Raw genomic sequence first — 17,191 nt, 5'->3', positions numbered from 1 at the left:
CGCTACGAGGTTAGTTAAGTCAGGCTTGCCATCTTTCGCACCATACACCTTGATGGTAGCTTTATAGCTTTGTGTACCGTTTTGTTTCAAGAGGTCAAGAAGCTCTTTATCTGATTTTCCTTGGGTGCCTGCTAAATCCACTTCGTAGAAGTAAAGGCCTTTGCCCAATTTCTCTACTGGTGGAAGGGCGGGATTTTTAGCTGTTCCGTTGTCTGACCATGGAGCCTTATCAGAGGCTTTCAAGATAAGGCGAGTCAACATACCATCTCCACCAAAGGCTTCGTATGGAATAACTTGGTTGACACCAGCTGTAAATGGACCTGGGAAATTAGCTCTATCCAAATAAGAAGCTGGGACATCTACTGTATCTTTGGTGTTGTCGGCCACACCTTTTTGTACTTCGGCTGGAGTGGTCGAACCATTCAAATTAACAGTCAAATCTTTAGTCGCTACGAGGTTAGTTAAGTCAGGCTTGCCGTCTTTCGCACCGTACACCTTGATAGTAGCTTTATAGCTTTGAGTTCCATTTTGTTTTAAAAGATCAAGCAACTCTTTGTCAGATTTGCCTTGGGTTCCAGCCAAGTCTACTTCGTAGAAGTAAAGGCCTTTGCCCAATTTCTCTACTGGTGGAAGGGCGGGATTTTTAGCTGTTCCGTTGTCTGACCATGGAGCCTTATCAGATGCTTTCAAGATAAGACGAGTTAACATGCCATCACCAGCGAAGAATTCGTATGGAATGACTTGATTGACACCAGCTGTGAAGGGACCAGGGAAGTTAGCCTTGTCCAAGTAAGTAGCTGGGACATCTACTGTGTCTTTGGTGTTGTCAGCCACACCTTTTTGCACTTCAGCTGGGGTGGTCGCTGGTTGCGCTTCACTAGCTTCACGGTCTTGTCCAGAAACTGTAGACGCAGGACTTTCCGCAGGTTTAACTGCATCTTCTGTTTGTTTCTTAGAGTCAGGTTGTGCTTGCACTTCTTCTTTTGGCGCTACTGCAGGCTCTTTAGCAGTTGCGTCCGCTTTTTCTGAAGAGCTTGTCGTATCCACACTTGCTTTAGGTGTTGGAACAGACTGTTCTGAAGGAAGAGCTACATCAACTGCTTTTTTGAGAACCTCTGCTGGTAAATCGCTCTTTTCACTCACCGAAGCAGCGTCTGGCACGACTTGGGCAGGAGTCGGATTGACGACATCAGCACGTGCAGAACTTGGTTGACCAACTAGGACAAAGAAGCCACTAGCCACAACAACCGAAGCAACACCGACACTGAGACGGCGAATAGACCAACGAGTATATCTCTGATTTGGATTGAATTTCATAGGATTCTCCTTAGAGTTTTCTTTTTTTGATGACTCTAGTATAATCTCCTAAAATTAAAAAGGATTAAGAAAAAGTTAAAATTTTTCTTAAATCCCTCTTATAAAATACTTATATTGACTCGTTAATTATTTGGAAAGAGAGTACCCTTCCTCTCCTACTCACTCAGTTCAGCTAGGGTATCCAGATGTTGGTTATTGATCACCGCCATGATGTAGGTGTCTTCCTGCAAGAGGTCATTAGGTCCGAATTGGACATCCAGAGGAGCATTTTCGTAGGCACGAAAACCAAGTACGTTGAGGTTGTATCGCCCACGTAAATCTAACTGACTGAGGCTTTTACCTACCCATGATTGGGGGATTTTCATCTCGACAATCGAAACATTCTTATCCAGCTGAAAGACGTCTACACTGTTATGAAAGAGGATGGTCTGTGCCAATGAGCGCCCCATCTCAAACTCTGGTGAGATGACTGCGTCTGCCCCGATTTTTTCTAGAACTTTTTTAGCTGTATGGCTTTTGACCTTGGCAATAACGGTCGGTACTCCTAGACTCTTGCAGTGCATAACCGAGAGAACACTGGACTCTAGATTTTCACCCGTTGCGACGACTACGGTATCACAGGTGTCAATCCCCGCTGATAGAAGGAGTTCTTCATCCGTGATATCTCCAACTACTCCACGCGCCAACACTGGTTCAAATTGATTAATGCGCTCCTCGTGGTCATCAATAGCAATGATATTCATATGATGCTTGGCAAGAGCAGCCAAAACACTGCTCCCAAAAATTCCCAAGCCTAAAATTCCAATTGTCCGATCTGACATCGTTCTTCCTTTCTTATCCAATGGTGATATCTGCTTTCATATAGTGAATCGTATCTTTCTTGTCTGGCTGGTATTCCGCTACACTGACCAGTAGTGTCAAGGGACCAATACGGCCGATAAACATCAGCAACATAACGATGCTGAGGGCTATCTTGCCTAGCTCTGGTGTTAAATTTGCCGTCACTCCAACTGTCGCAAGTGCTGAAATGGTCTCAAACATGAGGTAAATAAAGCGCGGATTTCCTTCTGCGGTTACCCCTAATAGAATCAAGCCCAGCAAGAAGGTCAGCAAGAAGATAATAAAGACACTGAAAGATTTTTGCACGGTTCGGGGTTCAATGGTCCTCCGAGCTACATTGGCATGAGGCAAGCCCAATAATTCACTGCGAGCAAAGACCAACAAGACAAAGAAGGTCGTAATCTTGAGCCCCCCTGCTGTCCCTCCAGGTGCCCCGCCCAGAAACATCTGCAAGATGTAGATCAGTAAGGTAACTGGTCGAGCCTGGGTGTAGTCAATTGAAGCAAAGCCTGCCGTTCTCATGCTGACGGTCTGGAAGAAACTAACCAACAGTTTTTCTGGAAAACTAAGATTTCCAATCGTCCCAGGATTGTTCCACTCAATTAAGAGAGTCGATACTGTTCCAAAGAGCAAAATTCCCGCCGTTAGAAAGAGAACCAACTTAGTATGGAAACGCAGGCGCCGTTTTTTCTTTTTCCCAAACTGGGTCGCTAGATCAAACCAGACCATAAATCCTAGACCACCCGTGATAATCAAGCCTGCAATCACTAGATTAATCAAGGGGTCCGTTTGAAAGGCTAGCAAACTCGTACTTCCAAAATTATCAAATCCAGCATTACAGAAAGCTGAAACAGCCAAAAAGATAGAGGTTAACACCCCTCGTCCCCAGCCAAATTCAGGAATAAAGCGGAAACTCAAGAGAAAGGCACCGAGCCCTTCCACTAGAAAAGTCGTCAGAAAGATTGAACGGATGAAATCCTTTAGAGACTGGGTTTCTCCATAAGCAAAACTTTCTTGAATGGTCTCACGGCCACGAAGACTGAGCTTTTGCTTGCCTTGGATATAAAAGATTCCGATAAAGGTCATGAGCCCCAAACCACCAATCTGGATCAAAATCATACAGATCAACTGACCCCAGATATTGTAAGTAGAGGCTACCGGCTGGGTAAAGAGCCCTGTCACACAGACCATAGACACAGTCGTAAAGAGATGGTCAAAGTAGGTCGCTTGTGACGTTCCTGCTTGCACAAAGGGGAGACTTAAAAGGAGCGAGCCCAAGAAGATCACTAGGGCAAAACTTAAAAAGATGCGACGGGCTGGCGATAAACGCCCTAATGTCGTCTTGATTTTTTCCAAAAAAGATTTGAATAACATAGCTACATTCTACCATAAAAACAGTAAGAACACTCACATGTGGTGCACAATGGCAAGACAGAGTTCGAGTGCCTTATCAAAAGCTTCTGATCCCCAGTCACGACTGTCGTAGTTATCTAGATCTGCTAAGGAATCTGCGGTAAAGAGCAGCTCTCCCCAGACAACCCCACGTAGTTGAGCTACTGCCGCAAGAGCAGAGCACTCCATCTCCACAACAGCACAGCCTTCTTCCTTGCGATAGGCAACCTTTTCAGCCGTCTCTCGGTAAAAACCATCTGTCGTCCAGGTCATGACCTCCTCGTAAGGAATGCCTCTTTGTTCCAAGACTTGCTCAATGGCAGAGATAGCCTCAATCTGCATCTCCATATAACGAGAAGGCGCTACATAGTGGTAGCTGGTTCCCTCATCTCGCAGAGCGCGAACAGGGACGAGAAAGGCATTTTCCTCTATATCGGCTAGGACTCCACAAGTACCAGTGGAAATGATTTGCTCCACACCATAGCCAATCAACCAATCCATAAACTGGGCTGCTGGAGCAGAACCAACAGGCGCTTGGGCCAGACAGATCTCTTCACCCTTGTAATTGATGACATAGACTGGATAGGTCTTGGTGGCAGAAACGAACTCACCAATACAGTCCGTCCCTACTTCCCCCGCATAGCGGTCAATCTCCTCCTCCAAAAATGCATAGATACACTTCTTTGGCAACTTCAAGTCTAACTCCTCATGTGTTGGCATAAGGACCGACTGAGGATTGTCATCAAACTCTAAAATGGGAATCGCATGCTTCTGAATCATCGCCCACCTCCTCTAATTTTGTACTATTGTATCAAAAGCTGACGGAGTGTCAAGGAGGAGACTGATGAACTGAGTAAAAAAAGCACCTCAGTTATGAGATACTTTGAACTTGCTAAGATATCGAGTAGTAAATATGAGCTGGGTAAAAGATGTGGGAGCCTTGTGCAAGGTGATTGAGGAGTTATAAATAAATACCAAATTCAACAACAAAAAAGACATGAATCTGAAATAAGCAGAACATGTCTTTTTTAGCTTGTTTGAAAGTCAAGTAAATAAACCTTAGTTCTTCTAGAACTCCCTTATTTCCACAAACCACCTAAAATCTGTTTTTCTAATAAGTCTAAGTCTTCCTCTTTTATTTCTCCATTGTCGCCAACGATATAAAGCTGAGCGAAGTAAGCCAACAATGGGCCAACACAAATACGAACCATTTGAGGAATCGTTAACTCTGGATTTACACGTGAATCTGCTAGCAATTCCTTATGGAGTACTCGAAGTTTATCTTGAATAGCATTCCAGATAAAAATCTGTTCATTTTTTAGTTTTTTATTTGAAAAACTCTCCTGCAGAATGATTTTCATCAAAGCACGATTTTTTTTGAGATAGCTCATACGATCGTGGACGAGATAACGAACCCTCTCTTCTGTCGTTTCAAAAGCTAAGAGTTCCTCAAAAAAACTACCGAAAATGCTTGGGACTACAGGATGTAAAATAGCCGTCAGTAGATCATCCTTCGTCTTAAAATACTTAAACAAAGTTGCCTGGCTTAGTCCAGCACGCTCAGCTATGTGAAGAGTTGAGGTCCCATGGTAACTCCTAGTTGATATGAGATCCACTGCTGCCTGCATGATTTTTTTCTTTCCTTGAGGGTAATTCGCTTCTTCTAAGTAATCTTCAAACGATTCAAAAACAGTCTTATCCATCTAATCTTCACACCTTTTTAGCATTATTTATGTTGATTTCTAAACTTTACGATAACGACGTAATCCAACAATATTGAGAATTGTTAAAATGATCAAGAAAATCATTAAAACACCAAGATTTGGCAAAATATCACCAAGATTGTGCCCGTAAAGAATAATCTGGCTTATTGCATCACCAGAATAGGTTAATGGCAAAAATTTCCCCACAGTTAGAGCCCATTCTCCCATGGATGACAATGGAATAATTCCTGAGAAAAAAAGTTGGGGCATAATCACGAGAGGAATAAATTGCATCATTTGGAATTCTGATTTTGCTAGAGTAGACAAGAGAATTCCAAAAGCTAGTGCTACAAGAGCCAGTACCACATTAACTATTATAACATTTAAAATACTTCCTACAACTTCTACATCTAGTAGCCAAATTGCTGCTAAGACGACAACTGCCGTTTGAAAAATCGCAATAATACCGTAAGACAACATATAGCCATAGACGATTTCAGATCGTTTCACTGGTGTTGCTAACAAACGTTCTAGTGTTCCACTGGTGCGCTCTTTCAAAAGCGCCATACCTGAAATCAAAAAGACAAAGAAGAAAACTACAAAACCTATCAAAACCGGAATCATACTGGTAAAGAAGCTTGTATTTTCATCTCCATACTGATAAGACTCCTTGATTTCTGGTGTTTTTGCGTCCGAGTCCAATTGTGGAAGAGCTTGTTTGACACGAGATAGTAACTGATCGGTGCCTTCACTGGCGATACTTGTTCGTAACACTTGTCGTATCATAGATGTCTTGGAGGCATCTGTATTTGCGTAGTCGACCTGATACTCACCGTCTTTATAAGAAATCACAGCATCGACTTTTTCATTTGCTAGCGCTTCTTTGGCCTGATCTAAGTCTTGATAAGTCTCGATGTCCACATGATCAAGCTCATCCATTTTCGTTACCAAACCAGTTGGTAGATCTTGTGTCGCTAACTTGACATTCACGGTTGTACTAGCTGAAAACATGAGGTTCATCAACCACATGATAAAAACAGGTGCTATAAACATCAGGGCTAGAGTTCGTTTGTCACGAAGTAATTCTTTGATGACTTTTTTTGCAATCGCTATTGTTCTCATTTTACTCACCTTCTGCTTTTAAAAATACTTCTTCAATACTTGAAACTTGATAACTTTCTTTTAAGTGTTGCGGTGTATCAAAAGCAATGATTTTTCCGCCTAATAATAAGCCGACCTTATCCGTCAACTCTGCTTCATTCATAACATGGGTAGTAACTAATATCCCTACCCCATTGTCTCTAAGCGCGAATAATTCTTTCCAGATTTTCTTTCGAAGAGAAGGGTCGATTCCAACTGTCGGTTCGTCCAAAATCAAGAGTTGAGGATTTCCCAACAGCGCGATAGCAAGAGACAAACGCCGTTTCATTCCTCCAGAATAACCAGATACCGCCTTGTTTAAGTAGTCTGTCAGATCTACTACTTGAGCTATATGAGCAATTTCCGCCTTTAGGTCTTTTTTAGAAAGCCCCTTTAGCTGACCAAAAAATTCCAGATTTTCTTGACCAGACAAGGACTCGTATAAAGCATCTGATTGGGCCATATAGCCAATATCTCCTAAAATATGACGATTGGGCATAGTGTGATTTAACACTAAAGCTAGGCCTCCATCAGCCTTTTCCATTCCTAACGTAGTCTTAATCATAGTTGATTTACCAGCACCAGACGGACCAATTAATCCTATAATTTCTCCTAGCTGCAATTCAAAGCTGACATGATTCAGAACTATTTGTTGGTCAAAAGATTTTACTAAATCTTGTAAATGTAGCAATTTTTTCATATGCTTCCTCCTAGGTGAGTGGGTACTCACTTTTTAAATCACAGAAGCTATTATAGTGAGTAATCACTCACTTGTCAAGAGAAAGGGTTAAATTCTTTAAAAAAATAAAACACCAGATTCGTATCTGATGTTTATGATGCACATGTCTTATTTCTAAAAATGTTTTTGAACTTCCTCTCTATACTCCGAAATGGTCTTTCCTGTCCACTTTTTAAAGGCCTATTCTTCCTCTACTTTTCTCAGCCAATCCTACTACTGTCATCACAATAGCAACCTTGATAACCTTAGCTATGGAAATTCACTTTATCCGTTTTTATATGAAACAGACCAAGAAGTTCTCAACTCCGGATTGGTATTTATTCTAGAAAATCCTTCCTACATAAAACTCTCCCTTCTCTTTCGAGAAAGGAGATTCTTTTTTATCCTTGTCCGCCAGGGGCTGGACCGTCGCCTTGAGGGCCTCCATTTGGTCCACCGCCTCCAGGTATAGAATTGACGATTTCCGTTTGTTTTTCACCGTTGAGATAGATATCTCCACCTGTGTAGGTCGCTGTTCCATCAAAGTCAAAACCTGTTTGACCAGTCATTTTAATGGTCCCACCTGTGACCGTAATATTGCCGTTTGAGTCGATTGGGTCTGTGTCTCCTTGGCCGACTTCTACAGTCAGATTCCCGCCGTTCATAGTGAAGAAGATTTCATTCTGTTGGGCGTTTTTGTTAGCTGCGTTGACTCCATCATCTGTTGAGTAGATGCTAATATCCCCACCGTTGATAGTGATTGACTTACCTTCAAGTCCTTCTGTCGAATTCTTGACGGTGTAGGTACCACTATCGATGACGAGGTCTCCAGATGCGTGGATGCCATCATCTCCTGCTGTGACGGTGATGTTGTTGTTGGATAGGTACATGGTCCCAACTGAAGTATCCTCGTCATTGTCCACCTTGACCCCATCCTCTTTGGCATCGATGGTCATGGTCGTACCAGTGATGTTGAGTTCATCATTGACATTGAAGGCATCGCCAACTGCTGTGATGTTATAGGTTCCACCCGTGATGTGGAGGGTGTCGTTGGCCTTGATACCATTGTTCTTCTTGCCATCTACATTGAGAGTTCCTTTCCCGTTGATGGTCAAATCCACCTTAGAAAAGAGAGCTGCGTCTGCTTTTTCGTCACTGTTAGAGCTTGAGTCAGAGAGACTGTTGGTGGTTCCCTCTGCTAGAGTCAAGTAGACATGACCAGCTGATGTCGCAGATATCGCTGCATTGGTATTGGTCATGGTCGCGCCTTTTAGGACTAGATGAACATCTGCAGACTTATCTGCCTCGATCTTGATCTGCACTCCGTCAGACTGACCTGAAATCACATAGGTCCCAGATTTTGTGATGGTCACTGTTGATTCAGAGACTGTCACCCCATCCCCAAAGACGTTTGCTGATGAGCCAGATAACTCAATCTTAGAAGCTGTGCTTTCGTCATAAGAAGTATCATTGTCCTTCTCTGTAAAATAGGATGATTGGTTTGTCTTTGTTGCAGTTGTTGTGGCACTATTTGTCGTTGCATTGGTATTGGATGTAGTTGTTGACTGGGCACATGCTGCCATCAGCACTATTGCCGTTAAACTCGTTGCGAGTAGGGTCCATTTTTTTGATTTCATAGCTTTTTCCTCTCCTTCGTATGATATAGCTAGACAGTCTACAGAAGATTCCTGAAACAAAACTAAAACTTTTCTGAAAGTTTCCTTAAATTCAGTTTCGCTTAGTATTCTTTTGAAAGGGCTACTAGAAACAATTTGAGAGTACTAAAATGCATTTAATAGTTTTTAAAAGCAACATTCCCAAGTGCGATATCACTCTAACCCAAAAAGCCAAAAAGAAGAAAAATCTATAAGACTAAGATAAAGATTATAAAAAGAACAGCCCAAGCTGTTCTTTTTAGTTTTCTTTTACTGGGATTTCCTTGATGACACGCGCAGGATTGCCAGCTAGGACGACATTATCTCCGAAGGACTTGGTAATCACGGCCCCCGCTCCTGCAACGACGTTATTTCCCAGTGTCACTCCAGGAAGGACAATGACGCCACCTCCAGCCCAGAAATTATCTCCAATGGTGATGGGCTTGCCGTATTCGACCCCTGAATTGCGTTCATCCGGATCCAGTGGATGGAGTGGGGTTAAAAACTGACAGTTGGGGCCAAGCATGGCGTTGTTCCCGATGCGAATCGGGCAAACATCCAGCATGGTCAAGTTCCAATTAGAATAAAAATTTTCCCCTAGATGGATATTGACTCCATAATCGACCACCAAGCGTGGATTGACATAGAGATTTTCCCCAGTTGAGCCAAACCAAGTCTTGATAATATCTGCTCCCTTCAAGGGATCTTCTTCCTTGTTAAAGGCAGCCTGTTTTTGGCGAGAAGCCTGCGCCAAGACCCGCAACTCTGGATCCGACGGACGGTAAGGCTCCCCTGCTATCATTTTCTGGTATTCGCTGGTCATCTTATCACCTCACACTTACTTTGGACTCATCATATCAAAAAGCCTTTGAAAGGTCAAGAATAGCCTGCTTTCTAGACTCTCAAAACCAATCCCCTCCAAGTCAAAACAACTTGCTTGACAAAAGATTGACTTCATGGTTTAATATACCCCATAAGGGTATATGTGGAGGTGCCTATGTTTCACTTATTTACAAAAATTGACAGTATTTCTACCAGCGAGTTAGAAGCTAAACTCAGAGAACCGATTCAGCTACTAGATGTTCGGACGCCTATGGAATTCCGTAGAGGTCATATCAAAAATGCCAAAAATGTTCCTTTAACGGAAATCGGTTCTTACACACCTGCGACAAAAGAAACACTTTATGTCATTTGTCACTCTGGTGTGCGAAGCAAACTAGCTGCGAAAAAGCTTAAGAAAAAAGGCTACGATGTCATCAATGTCCGAGGCGGTATGAGCGCTTGGACAGGCAAGGTCATCTAGAAGCATCAAATGGGCTACGCAGCCTTGAACCTTATCGAAGGTTTGAGCGACAATATCAAATGGTGTCAGTTCGAAGACGATCTGACTAAGGGCAAATAATCCCTAGATGTGCGGATAAGTGGCGAATTCCAAAGTGGTCGACTTAAAGTTGACACCATCCACATCCCCCTAAACGAACTACGGGAACGCTTGGACGAACTGGATAAGAACCAAGCCTACATCGTTAGCTGCCACAGTGGTTTGCGCAGCTATATCGCAGAGCGTATCCTCAAACAAGCAGGATTTACCGTCCAAAACCTCGACGGCGCTTATTCACTATACAAAATGTCTAACCCAGAAGGAGTAGAATATGGTAACTAATATCAGCATGGCTGACTTTTATGAAAAATATCAACATGAAAATCTAGATCTTATCGATGTACGTGAAGTGCATGAATTCCAAGCAGGACATGCACCAGGAGCCAAAAATCTTCCGTTAACCACCTTGGAGCAAGGTTGCAAAGAACTCAAACCTGACCAGGAATACCATGTCATCTGTCAAGGTGGAGTACGCTCCGCATCTGCTTGTGAATTTCTAAGCGCCCAAGGCCTCACCGTTATCAATGTTGAAGGTGGTATGAATGCTTGGCCCGGTCAAGTAAAATAAGCAAAAAACCGATTAAGGAACTTAATCGATTTTTTCATTTCTACAACCCAATGATATAGGGCTCGTAGCCCGTTGCTTCTAAAAAAGAAGCAAATTGATGGTATCTAAAAAAAGGTTTTCTCATTGGTATTGGGGACTCATCCGTTTGTCCGACGTGATTTCTTTATCGAAATAGACTTAAATACCTTTGTCTGCATTGTTTATCAATAGCAAATTAGTTTATTTCCGTTTAATCAGGTATCGGATGGCCTTTTCTAGGCGTTCCTTTTGAGCCTCAGGGTCGTCTAGTGGTTGGTTGATACAGCCCGTAAGATTTTCAGTAATGATCATCTCAATCACGCGCTCAACGCTAGATTTCACTGCTGTCAACTGCATAACAATATCTGCGCAGTCACGATCTTCTTCAATCATCTTTTGAATTCCACGCAACTGGCCCTCTGAACGTTTCAGGCGTGTTATATACTTTGAGTTTGTCATTAATTTATCCTTGGTCACTTTTTCTTCATTATATCTCGAATAAGGGGCTTTGTCAAAATTCACTTCCTGTCTGTATTTGTGGGAGGCAACCTTTTCTCTGTATCGGAAAGAAAAGATAGGTGAGCACGAAAATGGAAAAGAAACTCTGTCCTCCTTGAAGCAAGATGGGAAGTCAAGTTTCCTATTAACCAACTGACTTTTATGCCTTATATCTTGGACAAAAAGGCTAGGATCACTATCCCATAGACTAGAACTAGAGCCAGCCCAAATCCGATACCAAACCACTTGTAAAACTTGTCCATTCCACTGTAACGTTCGACATAGGCCCTGGCCGGCTTGTCTGGATCATACCAGACCGTCAGCTCCGAATGAAGGGGGAAATGGGTCTGCATCAAGCGTTTGAAGGAAACAAAGGAGTTACTGTAGCGAGTGATCGAAGGCGCTAGCATATCTTCTCTTGTATAGTCCTTTAAAAATTTAGTAGTCCCCCACGGAATTGTGACCGTTTTGAACATAAAATACTGCAAGGTTTTCTTATAAGCAATCCCATCCACCGTGTATTCGACGATAGGTGGATACCCCTCACGAAAACGGCTATAGCCGATAACCGTTCCCTGTACGGATGACTTGGCAAGGCGGACCAACTTCTGATCCCGAAGATAGAGGAAAAGAAAGGTCCCACACACAAATACAAAAGATAGGAAGATGACGATTGTCCCAACTATCAAACCAATCACTTCTTTATTCATATGAACTCCTCCTGTTATTTTATACAGTAAAATCCCAAAACGAACTCGTCCAGAAGGACATTGAAGCTCTCGAGTCTACTCTTCGGATTTTTCTTTTGACTGTTTTTCTCTCAAATCTTTTACAGATTTCGATATGATATCTCTCACCTGTTCGTCAGTAAGTCCTGGAATCTGGTAATAAGGATTATTGGATTCGCTTTTTGACGGCTTTGTTCCTGAACTTTCGGTTTTAGAACTTTGTTCAGTCGAAGACGAGGATTTCGGCTCTGAGGAACTGGATTCTTTGGTCTTAGAGGAACTCGACGACTCAGAAGACTTGGACGTTTCAGGCGTGTTAAAATCAAGTTTAGGCGGATTGTTTACTTGGACGTTCGGCTGTTTCACAGGTTTATAGAATAGCCCAAAAGACAACAGCAAGGCCGTCAAGATCCCAATACCAGCCAAGGTTCTTTTATTGGCTTCAGCCGAGGGAACCTTTACTCCCTTCGTACTGAGTATTTTCCATTCTGGATGCTCTTTTTCTATGGCTTTTTTCTGTCTCCTAAGAGGACCAAGTAGAAAATGATTAAAAGGCACAATCGTTACCATAGCCACCGTTATAAGCGGGACATAATTGGAATGACTTGATACCAGTAGAACATCGAGGATAGCGAGAAGGATGAAGAGGAAACGCCCCACAAACTTACGAACTTGATGCTCTTTTTTGATCTGCAAATATCTCTCTTGTGACATTATCATCCTCTCTTTTCTATTTCTTCATTAAATATCACTTTCCCCTGTTCATATTTTCGCACAGCTAAGAACCAGCGGATAGGGTTGTTTTGGAATAAGAAAAGGTACAACAAGGCAGGAAAGAGACCTGCTAAAGGCGAGAAAAAGATTTGTATATCAAATGCCTCTTGCTTATTGAATGAGTCAATAGTGCCCGGAATTGCAGCAGCAAATATTACTATAGTAGTCATAAAAACTAGTAGCATGACAATCATAAAAGCCAACATTTTCGCAAACGTCGCTTTTTTCTCACTAAAATTTTCCCAGAACAAATTTGAATAAACTGCTTCTTTAAACTCTTTCTTTGTTGCTCCTTGGACTCGTTTCACTCCTTTATATAATGCGACTTCCATCATCCATATAAATCCAAATAGGATAAAGGAAAGACAAAGAATAAAAATAGGAACCATCCCACTATTATAACGAAGGCCTGAGAAAATTGGTATTGCAACAAATCCTCCGAGTAAACCTAACAAAGAGAATATAGCAATTAAAGGAGCAATCCCCCTATTCGATCTCCTAGCCCCTTCTGTATTTAACAAGGCGCTCTTATCTGCTACAAGAGCTTCTCTCGTTCGCGTATTATAGTAAACGGCCTTATTACCGCTCTGTCCAATAAAAATTATTTTTCTCATATAAAATCACCACAGTTTCCACCAATCACTATAATCAGAAACTTCAATTTTATCATAGGTTGTTGATAAAACATCACCAACCACTGGTAATGGTAATAGCGTTTCTCTCATGTTTCTAGTTCTTCTCTTCCCCAAATAATATTTTTCCCTGCTTGTATTTTCGTACGGCTAAGAGCCAGCGGATTGGGTTGTTTTGGAACAAGAGTAGTACCACGCTAATTGGAACGATAGTTGCTCCGATGGGTACCATGAACATAGACGGCTCAAACCATTCATGTTCATAGTAGGGAAGGAAGGTCCCAGGTATGGCAAAGAACACAACAATAACAAAAACAAATAGAAGAACGAGGATAGCAAATAGATACAAGATGATTTTATCGACTGTTGGTTCCTTATCTGGTGACTTCCTCCAAAAAGTACTACTTTCAACCGCATCTTTAAACTGTTCTTCACTTGCTGGGACAAGCGACTTAGCCCCACTGTAGAACAGTTTTTCAAATCCATAAACACTTCCGATAAAAACGAAAAGGATAGCGACTAGATGGATAGGTGCCATCCACTCACTCAATCTAAAGGGCGCTAGCAAGGAACGAATCCAAATACCGATGATAGTAACTAGCAAGAAAACAAAGAAGAGAACCCAAGGCCACTTGGATTTCTTTGAACTGATAGCACCGTCGGTTTCTGACGAGGCGCTAGATTGAGTCGTTAAAGCCTCTCTCGTCTTTGTGTTATAGTAGACGGATTGCTGGCATCCTTGTCCTATATAAATGATTTTTCTCATCTTACATTTCTCCCTCTTTCCCTCGGCTACCGTCCTGTAATGTCTCCATCAGCTCCTTGAACAGTCGTTTGCGCGTTTTCATCCGAAAATCATAAACTATATATGTAAGAATACCAATCCCTAACATGTACATAATTAAAAATTGAAAATCAGAAACAGCCAGATAACGATAGGCTGAAAAAATCGTTATTAAAACAAAAATGTAGCCAACTACTGTCAACGCCCTAGATTTTCTCCTAAGTGTTTTGATATTGGCTTTTGTGAGCCGGACTTTTCTAAATCTATCTGTCTTCATGTTGCGTCGGGTAGACTTGGCAAGGAGAATGGTCCCGAAAACCAAAAACAGAGACATCAGGATAAAGAAGATCAGATTGAAAGGGGAGGAGACATCTCCAAAGGTTTGGTTTAGCAACTTTGACAGCCGTTGCAAGGAATAGATTGCAATAGGGGCTGCAATGGCTGAATAATTCATGCCTTGTTTTGCACTGTAGAATACTTGATTCCCCAAATCATAATAGATAAAAGAGTCCTCCAGAGGGCCCATACTGATTAAATTTTTTACACTTGTGTCCATCTTATTTCCCGTCTCCTAAACTCAATACGGATGTTCAAACAAAGTTCTACTTTCTCTAAAAAGCATCGTGACAACGATTGCCAGCATTCTAGCTGATTTTTGGCATTTGCCTTCCTAGAGAAAGAAAAGTTTATTAGTATTATAGCATGAACCTCCAGAAAAGGGAAAATATCCCCAGCCAATGCCTTTGCCAGAGCCAAGAAAGCTTTCGTCATTTCATAAAAAAGCGGACAAGTCCGCATTCTAAAAACAGAATGCGAGCTTATCCGCCTTTTCCTATGTCTATGATGTGTTTTCCTCGTTTCATCGTGCCAAGCGAATGCGAGTCACAATCCCATCTGGGTCTACAAGATCCAACTCACTCGAATTTAGCCACTTGATTGGTACTTCTAGCTCTTGTGCTTGCTGAACGATGTCCAAGAGTTCTTCCTTGCTTTCGACCTCAAGGACGTAGTAGGCCAAGCCTGGCAAGCCTTGCTCACGCGGAGCTAGCCCTTTTCCAGCCCATTCGTTGACAGCTAGGTGGTGATGGTACTGACCAGCCGCTATCCAACTAGCACTAGGAATGCTAAATTTATCCTCTAGTCCTAACACCTTTTGATAAAACTGGCTCGCCGCACGACTATCCTTCACCGATAGATGGATATGCCCCATTCTCGTCCCTTCAGCTAGGATAAAGGGATCCACCTTTTCCCCTAGCTCATAGATATCCTGTGCCGCAAGGGCCTCGGTCACACCGATAATGCGACCATCTTCTCGAATATCCCATGAAGACACTGGCTTATCACGGTAGAGTTCAATGCCATTTCCTTCCAAATCCTCTAGATAAAGGGCCTCGCTGTATCCATGATCTGCACCTCCAACCAGAGGAATCCGTAAGTCACTTAGGTGTTTCAAAACATCTGCCAAGGCTTTTCGTGTCGGCAACAAAATCGCCAAATGGTAGAGTCCATAATGCTCCCTTACTTCGCCAGTCTTTTCTGCCTGAATCAAGTGAACCAAGGCTTTTCGACCAAGTCCCAAAATCGCTTCTGTCTCTGTTTGGGATAAAATCTCCAAGCCAATAATCTGGTGATAAAAAGCCATTTGACTCGTCAAGTCCTTGACATTTAAAACCGCCTCTGCTAGGTAAATGTGGCTTTGGTATGCATAAGTCATAGGGTGTCTCCTTTTGTTTGTTGTAACTTTATTAATTACATCAATTATACACTATTAAGATAGAATGTCAACGAAGACAACTCAAAAGAGCTGGAAACCAGCTCTTCTTTTTATTTGACAACAAGCTCGTAGCGAGTTTTGCTGGTAAAGGTTTCCCCTGCTTTGAGAATGACTTGGTCTTTGAGATCGCTGTGAATGGCATCTGGTAAAGCTTGCGCTTCAAGGGCAATCCCATTGTGTTGCACCATTGGCTGGCCTCCGATGATGACACTCTCATCCACAAAGTTTGCTGTGTAGACCACAAAGCAAGGGGCCTCTGTCTTAAAGAGCAGGAAGCGACCTGAGTTTTGGTCATAAAGGAAACCAGCATTGTCATGGCCTGCAGGAAGAGCAAATGGGTGATCCAAACCAGATACCAACTGGATTTGCTCATCTTCCTCTTCAAAGATGTCCTTCAACAAAGCTCCATTGTAGATATGTTTCACTACATCACGAGTAGCATCTGGAGTCTTAGCCGGAACTCCGTCTGGAGCGATTGGGTAAATGCCCTCCGTATTTAGTTGGAAGACATGGCGGTCAATTGTCTGCGTGAAATCACCAGATAAGTTGAAATAGCTGTGGTTGGTTGGATTGACCAGCGTATCCTGATCTGTCGTCACCTTATAGCTGACTTCGTAGGCGCCAGTTTCTTCCAAGTGGTAGCTGATCCAGATCTTGAGATTACCAGGGAATCCTCCTGTTCCGTCTGTACGCTCTGTGTAGAGGGTTAAGCCATGGTCGCTCACTTCTACCAATTCAAACAAGCTCGCATCCCAACCTGTTGAACCACTGTGGTTACAGTTGCTGGCATTGTTGACTTCAAGATTATAGGTCTGGCCATTGAGCTCAAATGTCGCACCTGCAATGCGGCCCGCTACAGGACCTACACTTGCTCCATGCTTGGGACTATTGCCTACATAGCTATCAAAATCATCAAAGCCCAAAATCACATTGGCAAAGTTTCCAGCCTTGTCAGGCGTGACATAGCGCAAGATGGTCGCACCATAAGTCATAACTTCAAGCTGATAACCACCATCAGTCTCAAAGCGATAAGCCAAGACATCCTTGCCCTCATGATTTCCAAATACACGTTCTGTGTATGCTTTCATTCTTCTCTCCTTTGATCCATTTCTCTTAAGTAAACAAACCATAGAGAGTGTCTCACCATCTATGGTTGTAGTTTCTATTTTCAGAATCCTTTGTCAGAAAACCTTAAGTATCTTCTTAACAAGAAGGGATTCTTCTATTCTTGTTTTTATGCTTATACACGTTCAGTCCATGAAGTCGCTG

The 17,191-nt window shown here is 42.5% G+C and carries 19 protein-coding genes and 1 pseudogene; 3 read left to right on the top strand and 17 right to left on the bottom strand.

Going from position 1 to position 17,191, the window contains the following annotated elements; genetic code table 11:
* From HMPREF2766_RS00665 to HMPREF2766_RS00625, 9 genes are all read right to left on the bottom strand, one after another.
* Window positions 1–1,317 (bottom strand): SSURE domain-containing protein (locus HMPREF2766_RS00665; protein ID WP_148131182.1); only part of this gene is annotated, 1,317 nt, incomplete at its 3' end.
* A gap of 155 nt (window positions 1,318–1,472) precedes the next feature.
* Window positions 1,473–2,138, bottom strand: coding sequence for a potassium channel family protein (locus HMPREF2766_RS00660; protein WP_049479903.1), 666 nt, complete (start codon window positions 2,136–2,138; stop codon window positions 1,473–1,475).
* A 13-nt stretch (window positions 2,139–2,151) separates the two neighbouring features.
* A complete protein-coding gene (locus HMPREF2766_RS00655) occupies window positions 2,152–3,531 on the bottom strand; it encodes a TrkH family potassium uptake protein (protein ID WP_070567142.1) in 1,380 nt (459 codons plus the stop codon).
* 33 nt (window positions 3,532–3,564) lie between these two features.
* Complete coding sequence (locus HMPREF2766_RS00650; RefSeq protein WP_000615031.1) at window positions 3,565–4,329, bottom strand: nucleoside phosphorylase; 765 nt, start codon at window positions 4,327–4,329, stop codon at window positions 3,565–3,567.
* 299 nt (window positions 4,330–4,628) lie between these two features.
* The gene (locus HMPREF2766_RS00645; RefSeq protein WP_070567140.1) at window positions 4,629–5,252 is read right to left on the bottom strand and encodes a TetR/AcrR family transcriptional regulator; all 624 of its coding nucleotides are present in this window, start codon (window positions 5,250–5,252) and stop codon (window positions 4,629–4,631) included.
* A 39-nt stretch (window positions 5,253–5,291) separates the two neighbouring features.
* Window positions 5,292–6,374, bottom strand: coding sequence for an ABC transporter permease (locus HMPREF2766_RS00640; RefSeq protein WP_049479898.1), 1,083 nt, complete (start codon window positions 6,372–6,374; stop codon window positions 5,292–5,294).
* Between the two features lies 1 nt (window position 6,375).
* Window positions 6,376–7,092 carry an ABC transporter ATP-binding protein gene (locus HMPREF2766_RS00635; protein ID WP_042901944.1) on the bottom strand — a complete coding sequence of 239 codons (717 nt, stop codon included), beginning with the start codon at window positions 7,090–7,092 and terminating at the stop codon, window positions 6,376–6,378.
* A 419-nt stretch (window positions 7,093–7,511) separates the two neighbouring features.
* On the bottom strand, window positions 7,512–8,747 hold the full coding sequence (locus HMPREF2766_RS00630; protein ID WP_000837416.1) for a carbohydrate-binding domain-containing protein: 1,236 nt from the start codon (window positions 8,745–8,747) through the stop codon (window positions 7,512–7,514).
* A gap of 277 nt (window positions 8,748–9,024) precedes the next feature.
* Window positions 9,025–9,588, bottom strand: coding sequence for a sugar O-acetyltransferase (locus HMPREF2766_RS00625; protein ID WP_000200256.1), 564 nt, complete (start codon window positions 9,586–9,588; stop codon window positions 9,025–9,027).
* 174 nt (window positions 9,589–9,762) lie between these two features.
* Between HMPREF2766_RS00625 and HMPREF2766_RS00620 the strand changes: the two genes are divergently transcribed.
* The 3 genes and pseudogenes from HMPREF2766_RS00620 (at window position 9,763) to HMPREF2766_RS00610 (ending at window position 10,714) form a co-directional block, all read left to right on the top strand.
* Complete coding sequence (locus tag HMPREF2766_RS00620; RefSeq protein ID WP_038804267.1) at window positions 9,763–10,068, top strand: rhodanese-like domain-containing protein; 306 nt, start codon at window positions 9,763–9,765, stop codon at window positions 10,066–10,068.
* Between the two features lie 3 nt (window positions 10,069–10,071).
* A pseudogene (locus tag HMPREF2766_RS09780) lies at window positions 10,072–10,428 on the top strand (rhodanese-like domain-containing protein); the annotation flags it as partial.
* Window positions 10,418–10,714 (top strand): rhodanese-like domain-containing protein, encoded by a 297-nt coding sequence (locus tag HMPREF2766_RS00610; RefSeq protein WP_070567134.1) that lies wholly within the window; start codon window positions 10,418–10,420, stop codon window positions 10,712–10,714. The pseudogene HMPREF2766_RS09780 and the gene HMPREF2766_RS00610, both read left to right, overlap by 11 nt.
* 219 nt (window positions 10,715–10,933) lie before the next feature.
* Here the strand turns inward: HMPREF2766_RS00610 and HMPREF2766_RS00605 are convergent, their stop codons facing one another.
* The 8 genes from HMPREF2766_RS00605 to HMPREF2766_RS00565 all read right to left on the bottom strand — a co-directional run bounded on the left by HMPREF2766_RS00605 (window position 10,934) and on the right by HMPREF2766_RS00565 (window position 17,010).
* Entirely contained in the window at window positions 10,934–11,191 is a 258-nt protein-coding gene (locus HMPREF2766_RS00605; RefSeq protein ID WP_070567131.1) for a metal-sensitive transcriptional regulator, read from the bottom strand.
* A 206-nt stretch (window positions 11,192–11,397) separates the two neighbouring features.
* Entirely contained in the window at window positions 11,398–11,940 is a 543-nt protein-coding gene (locus tag HMPREF2766_RS00600) for a DUF3592 domain-containing protein (protein WP_070567128.1), read from the bottom strand.
* 75 nt (window positions 11,941–12,015) lie between these two features.
* Window positions 12,016–12,672, bottom strand: coding sequence for a hypothetical protein (locus HMPREF2766_RS00595; protein WP_070567125.1), 657 nt, complete (start codon window positions 12,670–12,672; stop codon window positions 12,016–12,018).
* 2 nt (window positions 12,673–12,674) lie between these two features.
* Complete coding sequence (locus HMPREF2766_RS00590; protein WP_001226102.1) at window positions 12,675–13,346, bottom strand: hypothetical protein; 672 nt, start codon at window positions 13,344–13,346, stop codon at window positions 12,675–12,677.
* Window positions 13,347–13,461: 115 nt separating this feature from the next.
* On the bottom strand, window positions 13,462–14,130 hold the full coding sequence (locus HMPREF2766_RS00585; RefSeq protein WP_070567122.1) for a hypothetical protein: 669 nt from the start codon (window positions 14,128–14,130) through the stop codon (window positions 13,462–13,464).
* Window position 14,131: 1 nt separating this feature from the next.
* A complete protein-coding gene (locus tag HMPREF2766_RS00580; RefSeq protein WP_049490055.1) occupies window positions 14,132–14,704 on the bottom strand; it encodes a hypothetical protein in 573 nt (190 codons plus the stop codon).
* 303 nt (window positions 14,705–15,007) lie between these two features.
* Window positions 15,008–15,862, bottom strand: coding sequence for a VOC family protein (locus HMPREF2766_RS00570; RefSeq protein ID WP_070567117.1), 855 nt, complete (start codon window positions 15,860–15,862; stop codon window positions 15,008–15,010).
* A 110-nt stretch (window positions 15,863–15,972) separates the two neighbouring features.
* Window positions 15,973–17,010 (bottom strand): aldose epimerase family protein, encoded by a 1,038-nt coding sequence (locus tag HMPREF2766_RS00565; protein ID WP_070567114.1) that lies wholly within the window; start codon window positions 17,008–17,010, stop codon window positions 15,973–15,975.
* Between the last annotated feature and the right edge of the window lie 181 nt (window positions 17,011–17,191).

The sequence above is a fragment of the Streptococcus sp. HMSC076C08 genome (assembly GCF_001810825.1).
Taxonomy (GTDB): Bacteria; Bacillota; Bacilli; order Lactobacillales; family Streptococcaceae; genus Streptococcus.
This window is presented reverse-complemented; position numbering and strand designations above follow the sequence as displayed.

What these genes read in the sequence shown, in the direction of transcription:
- HMPREF2766_RS00630 (WP_000837416.1), bottom strand. Translation starts at nt 8,747, where the DNA reads ATGAAATCAAAAAAATGGACCCTACTCGCAACGAGTTTAACGGCAATA.
- HMPREF2766_RS00600 (WP_070567128.1), bottom strand. Translation starts at nt 11,940, where the DNA reads ATGAATAAAGAAGTGATTGGTTTGATAGTTGGGACAATCGTCATCTTC.
- HMPREF2766_RS00565 (WP_070567114.1), bottom strand. Translation starts at nt 17,010, where the DNA reads ATGAAAGCATACACAGAACGTGTATTTGGAAATCATGAGGGCAAGGAT.
- HMPREF2766_RS00610 (WP_070567134.1), top strand. Translation starts at nt 10,418, where the DNA reads ATGGTAACTAATATCAGCATGGCTGACTTTTATGAAAAATATCAACAT.
- HMPREF2766_RS00655 (WP_070567142.1), bottom strand. Translation starts at nt 3,531, where the DNA reads ATGTTATTCAAATCTTTTTTGGAAAAAATCAAGACGACATTAGGGCGT.
- HMPREF2766_RS00605 (WP_070567131.1), bottom strand. Translation starts at nt 11,191, where the DNA reads ATGACAAACTCAAAGTATATAACACGCCTGAAACGTTCAGAGGGCCAG.
- HMPREF2766_RS00650 (WP_000615031.1), bottom strand. Translation starts at nt 4,329, where the DNA reads ATGATTCAGAAGCATGCGATTCCCATTTTAGAGTTTGATGACAATCCT.
- HMPREF2766_RS00625 (WP_000200256.1), bottom strand. Translation starts at nt 9,588, where the DNA reads ATGACCAGCGAATACCAGAAAATGATAGCAGGGGAGCCTTACCGTCCG.
- HMPREF2766_RS00595 (WP_070567125.1), bottom strand. Translation starts at nt 12,672, where the DNA reads ATGTCACAAGAGAGATATTTGCAGATCAAAAAAGAGCATCAAGTTCGT.
- HMPREF2766_RS00580 (WP_049490055.1), bottom strand. Translation starts at nt 14,704, where the DNA reads ATGGACACAAGTGTAAAAAATTTAATCAGTATGGGCCCTCTGGAGGAC.
- HMPREF2766_RS00635 (WP_042901944.1), bottom strand. Translation starts at nt 7,092, where the DNA reads ATGAAAAAATTGCTACATTTACAAGATTTAGTAAAATCTTTTGACCAA.
- HMPREF2766_RS00620 (WP_038804267.1), top strand. Translation starts at nt 9,763, where the DNA reads ATGTTTCACTTATTTACAAAAATTGACAGTATTTCTACCAGCGAGTTA.
- HMPREF2766_RS00660 (WP_049479903.1), bottom strand. Translation starts at nt 2,138, where the DNA reads ATGTCAGATCGGACAATTGGAATTTTAGGCTTGGGAATTTTTGGGAGC.
- HMPREF2766_RS00590 (WP_001226102.1), bottom strand. Translation starts at nt 13,346, where the DNA reads ATGAGAAAAATAATTTTTATTGGACAGAGCGGTAATAAGGCCGTTTAC.
- HMPREF2766_RS00640 (WP_049479898.1), bottom strand. Translation starts at nt 6,374, where the DNA reads ATGAGAACAATAGCGATTGCAAAAAAAGTCATCAAAGAATTACTTCGT.
- HMPREF2766_RS00585 (WP_070567122.1), bottom strand. Translation starts at nt 14,130, where the DNA reads ATGAGAAAAATCATTTATATAGGACAAGGATGCCAGCAATCCGTCTAC.
- HMPREF2766_RS00570 (WP_070567117.1), bottom strand. Translation starts at nt 15,862, where the DNA reads ATGACTTATGCATACCAAAGCCACATTTACCTAGCAGAGGCGGTTTTA.
- HMPREF2766_RS00645 (WP_070567140.1), bottom strand. Translation starts at nt 5,252, where the DNA reads ATGGATAAGACTGTTTTTGAATCGTTTGAAGATTACTTAGAAGAAGCG.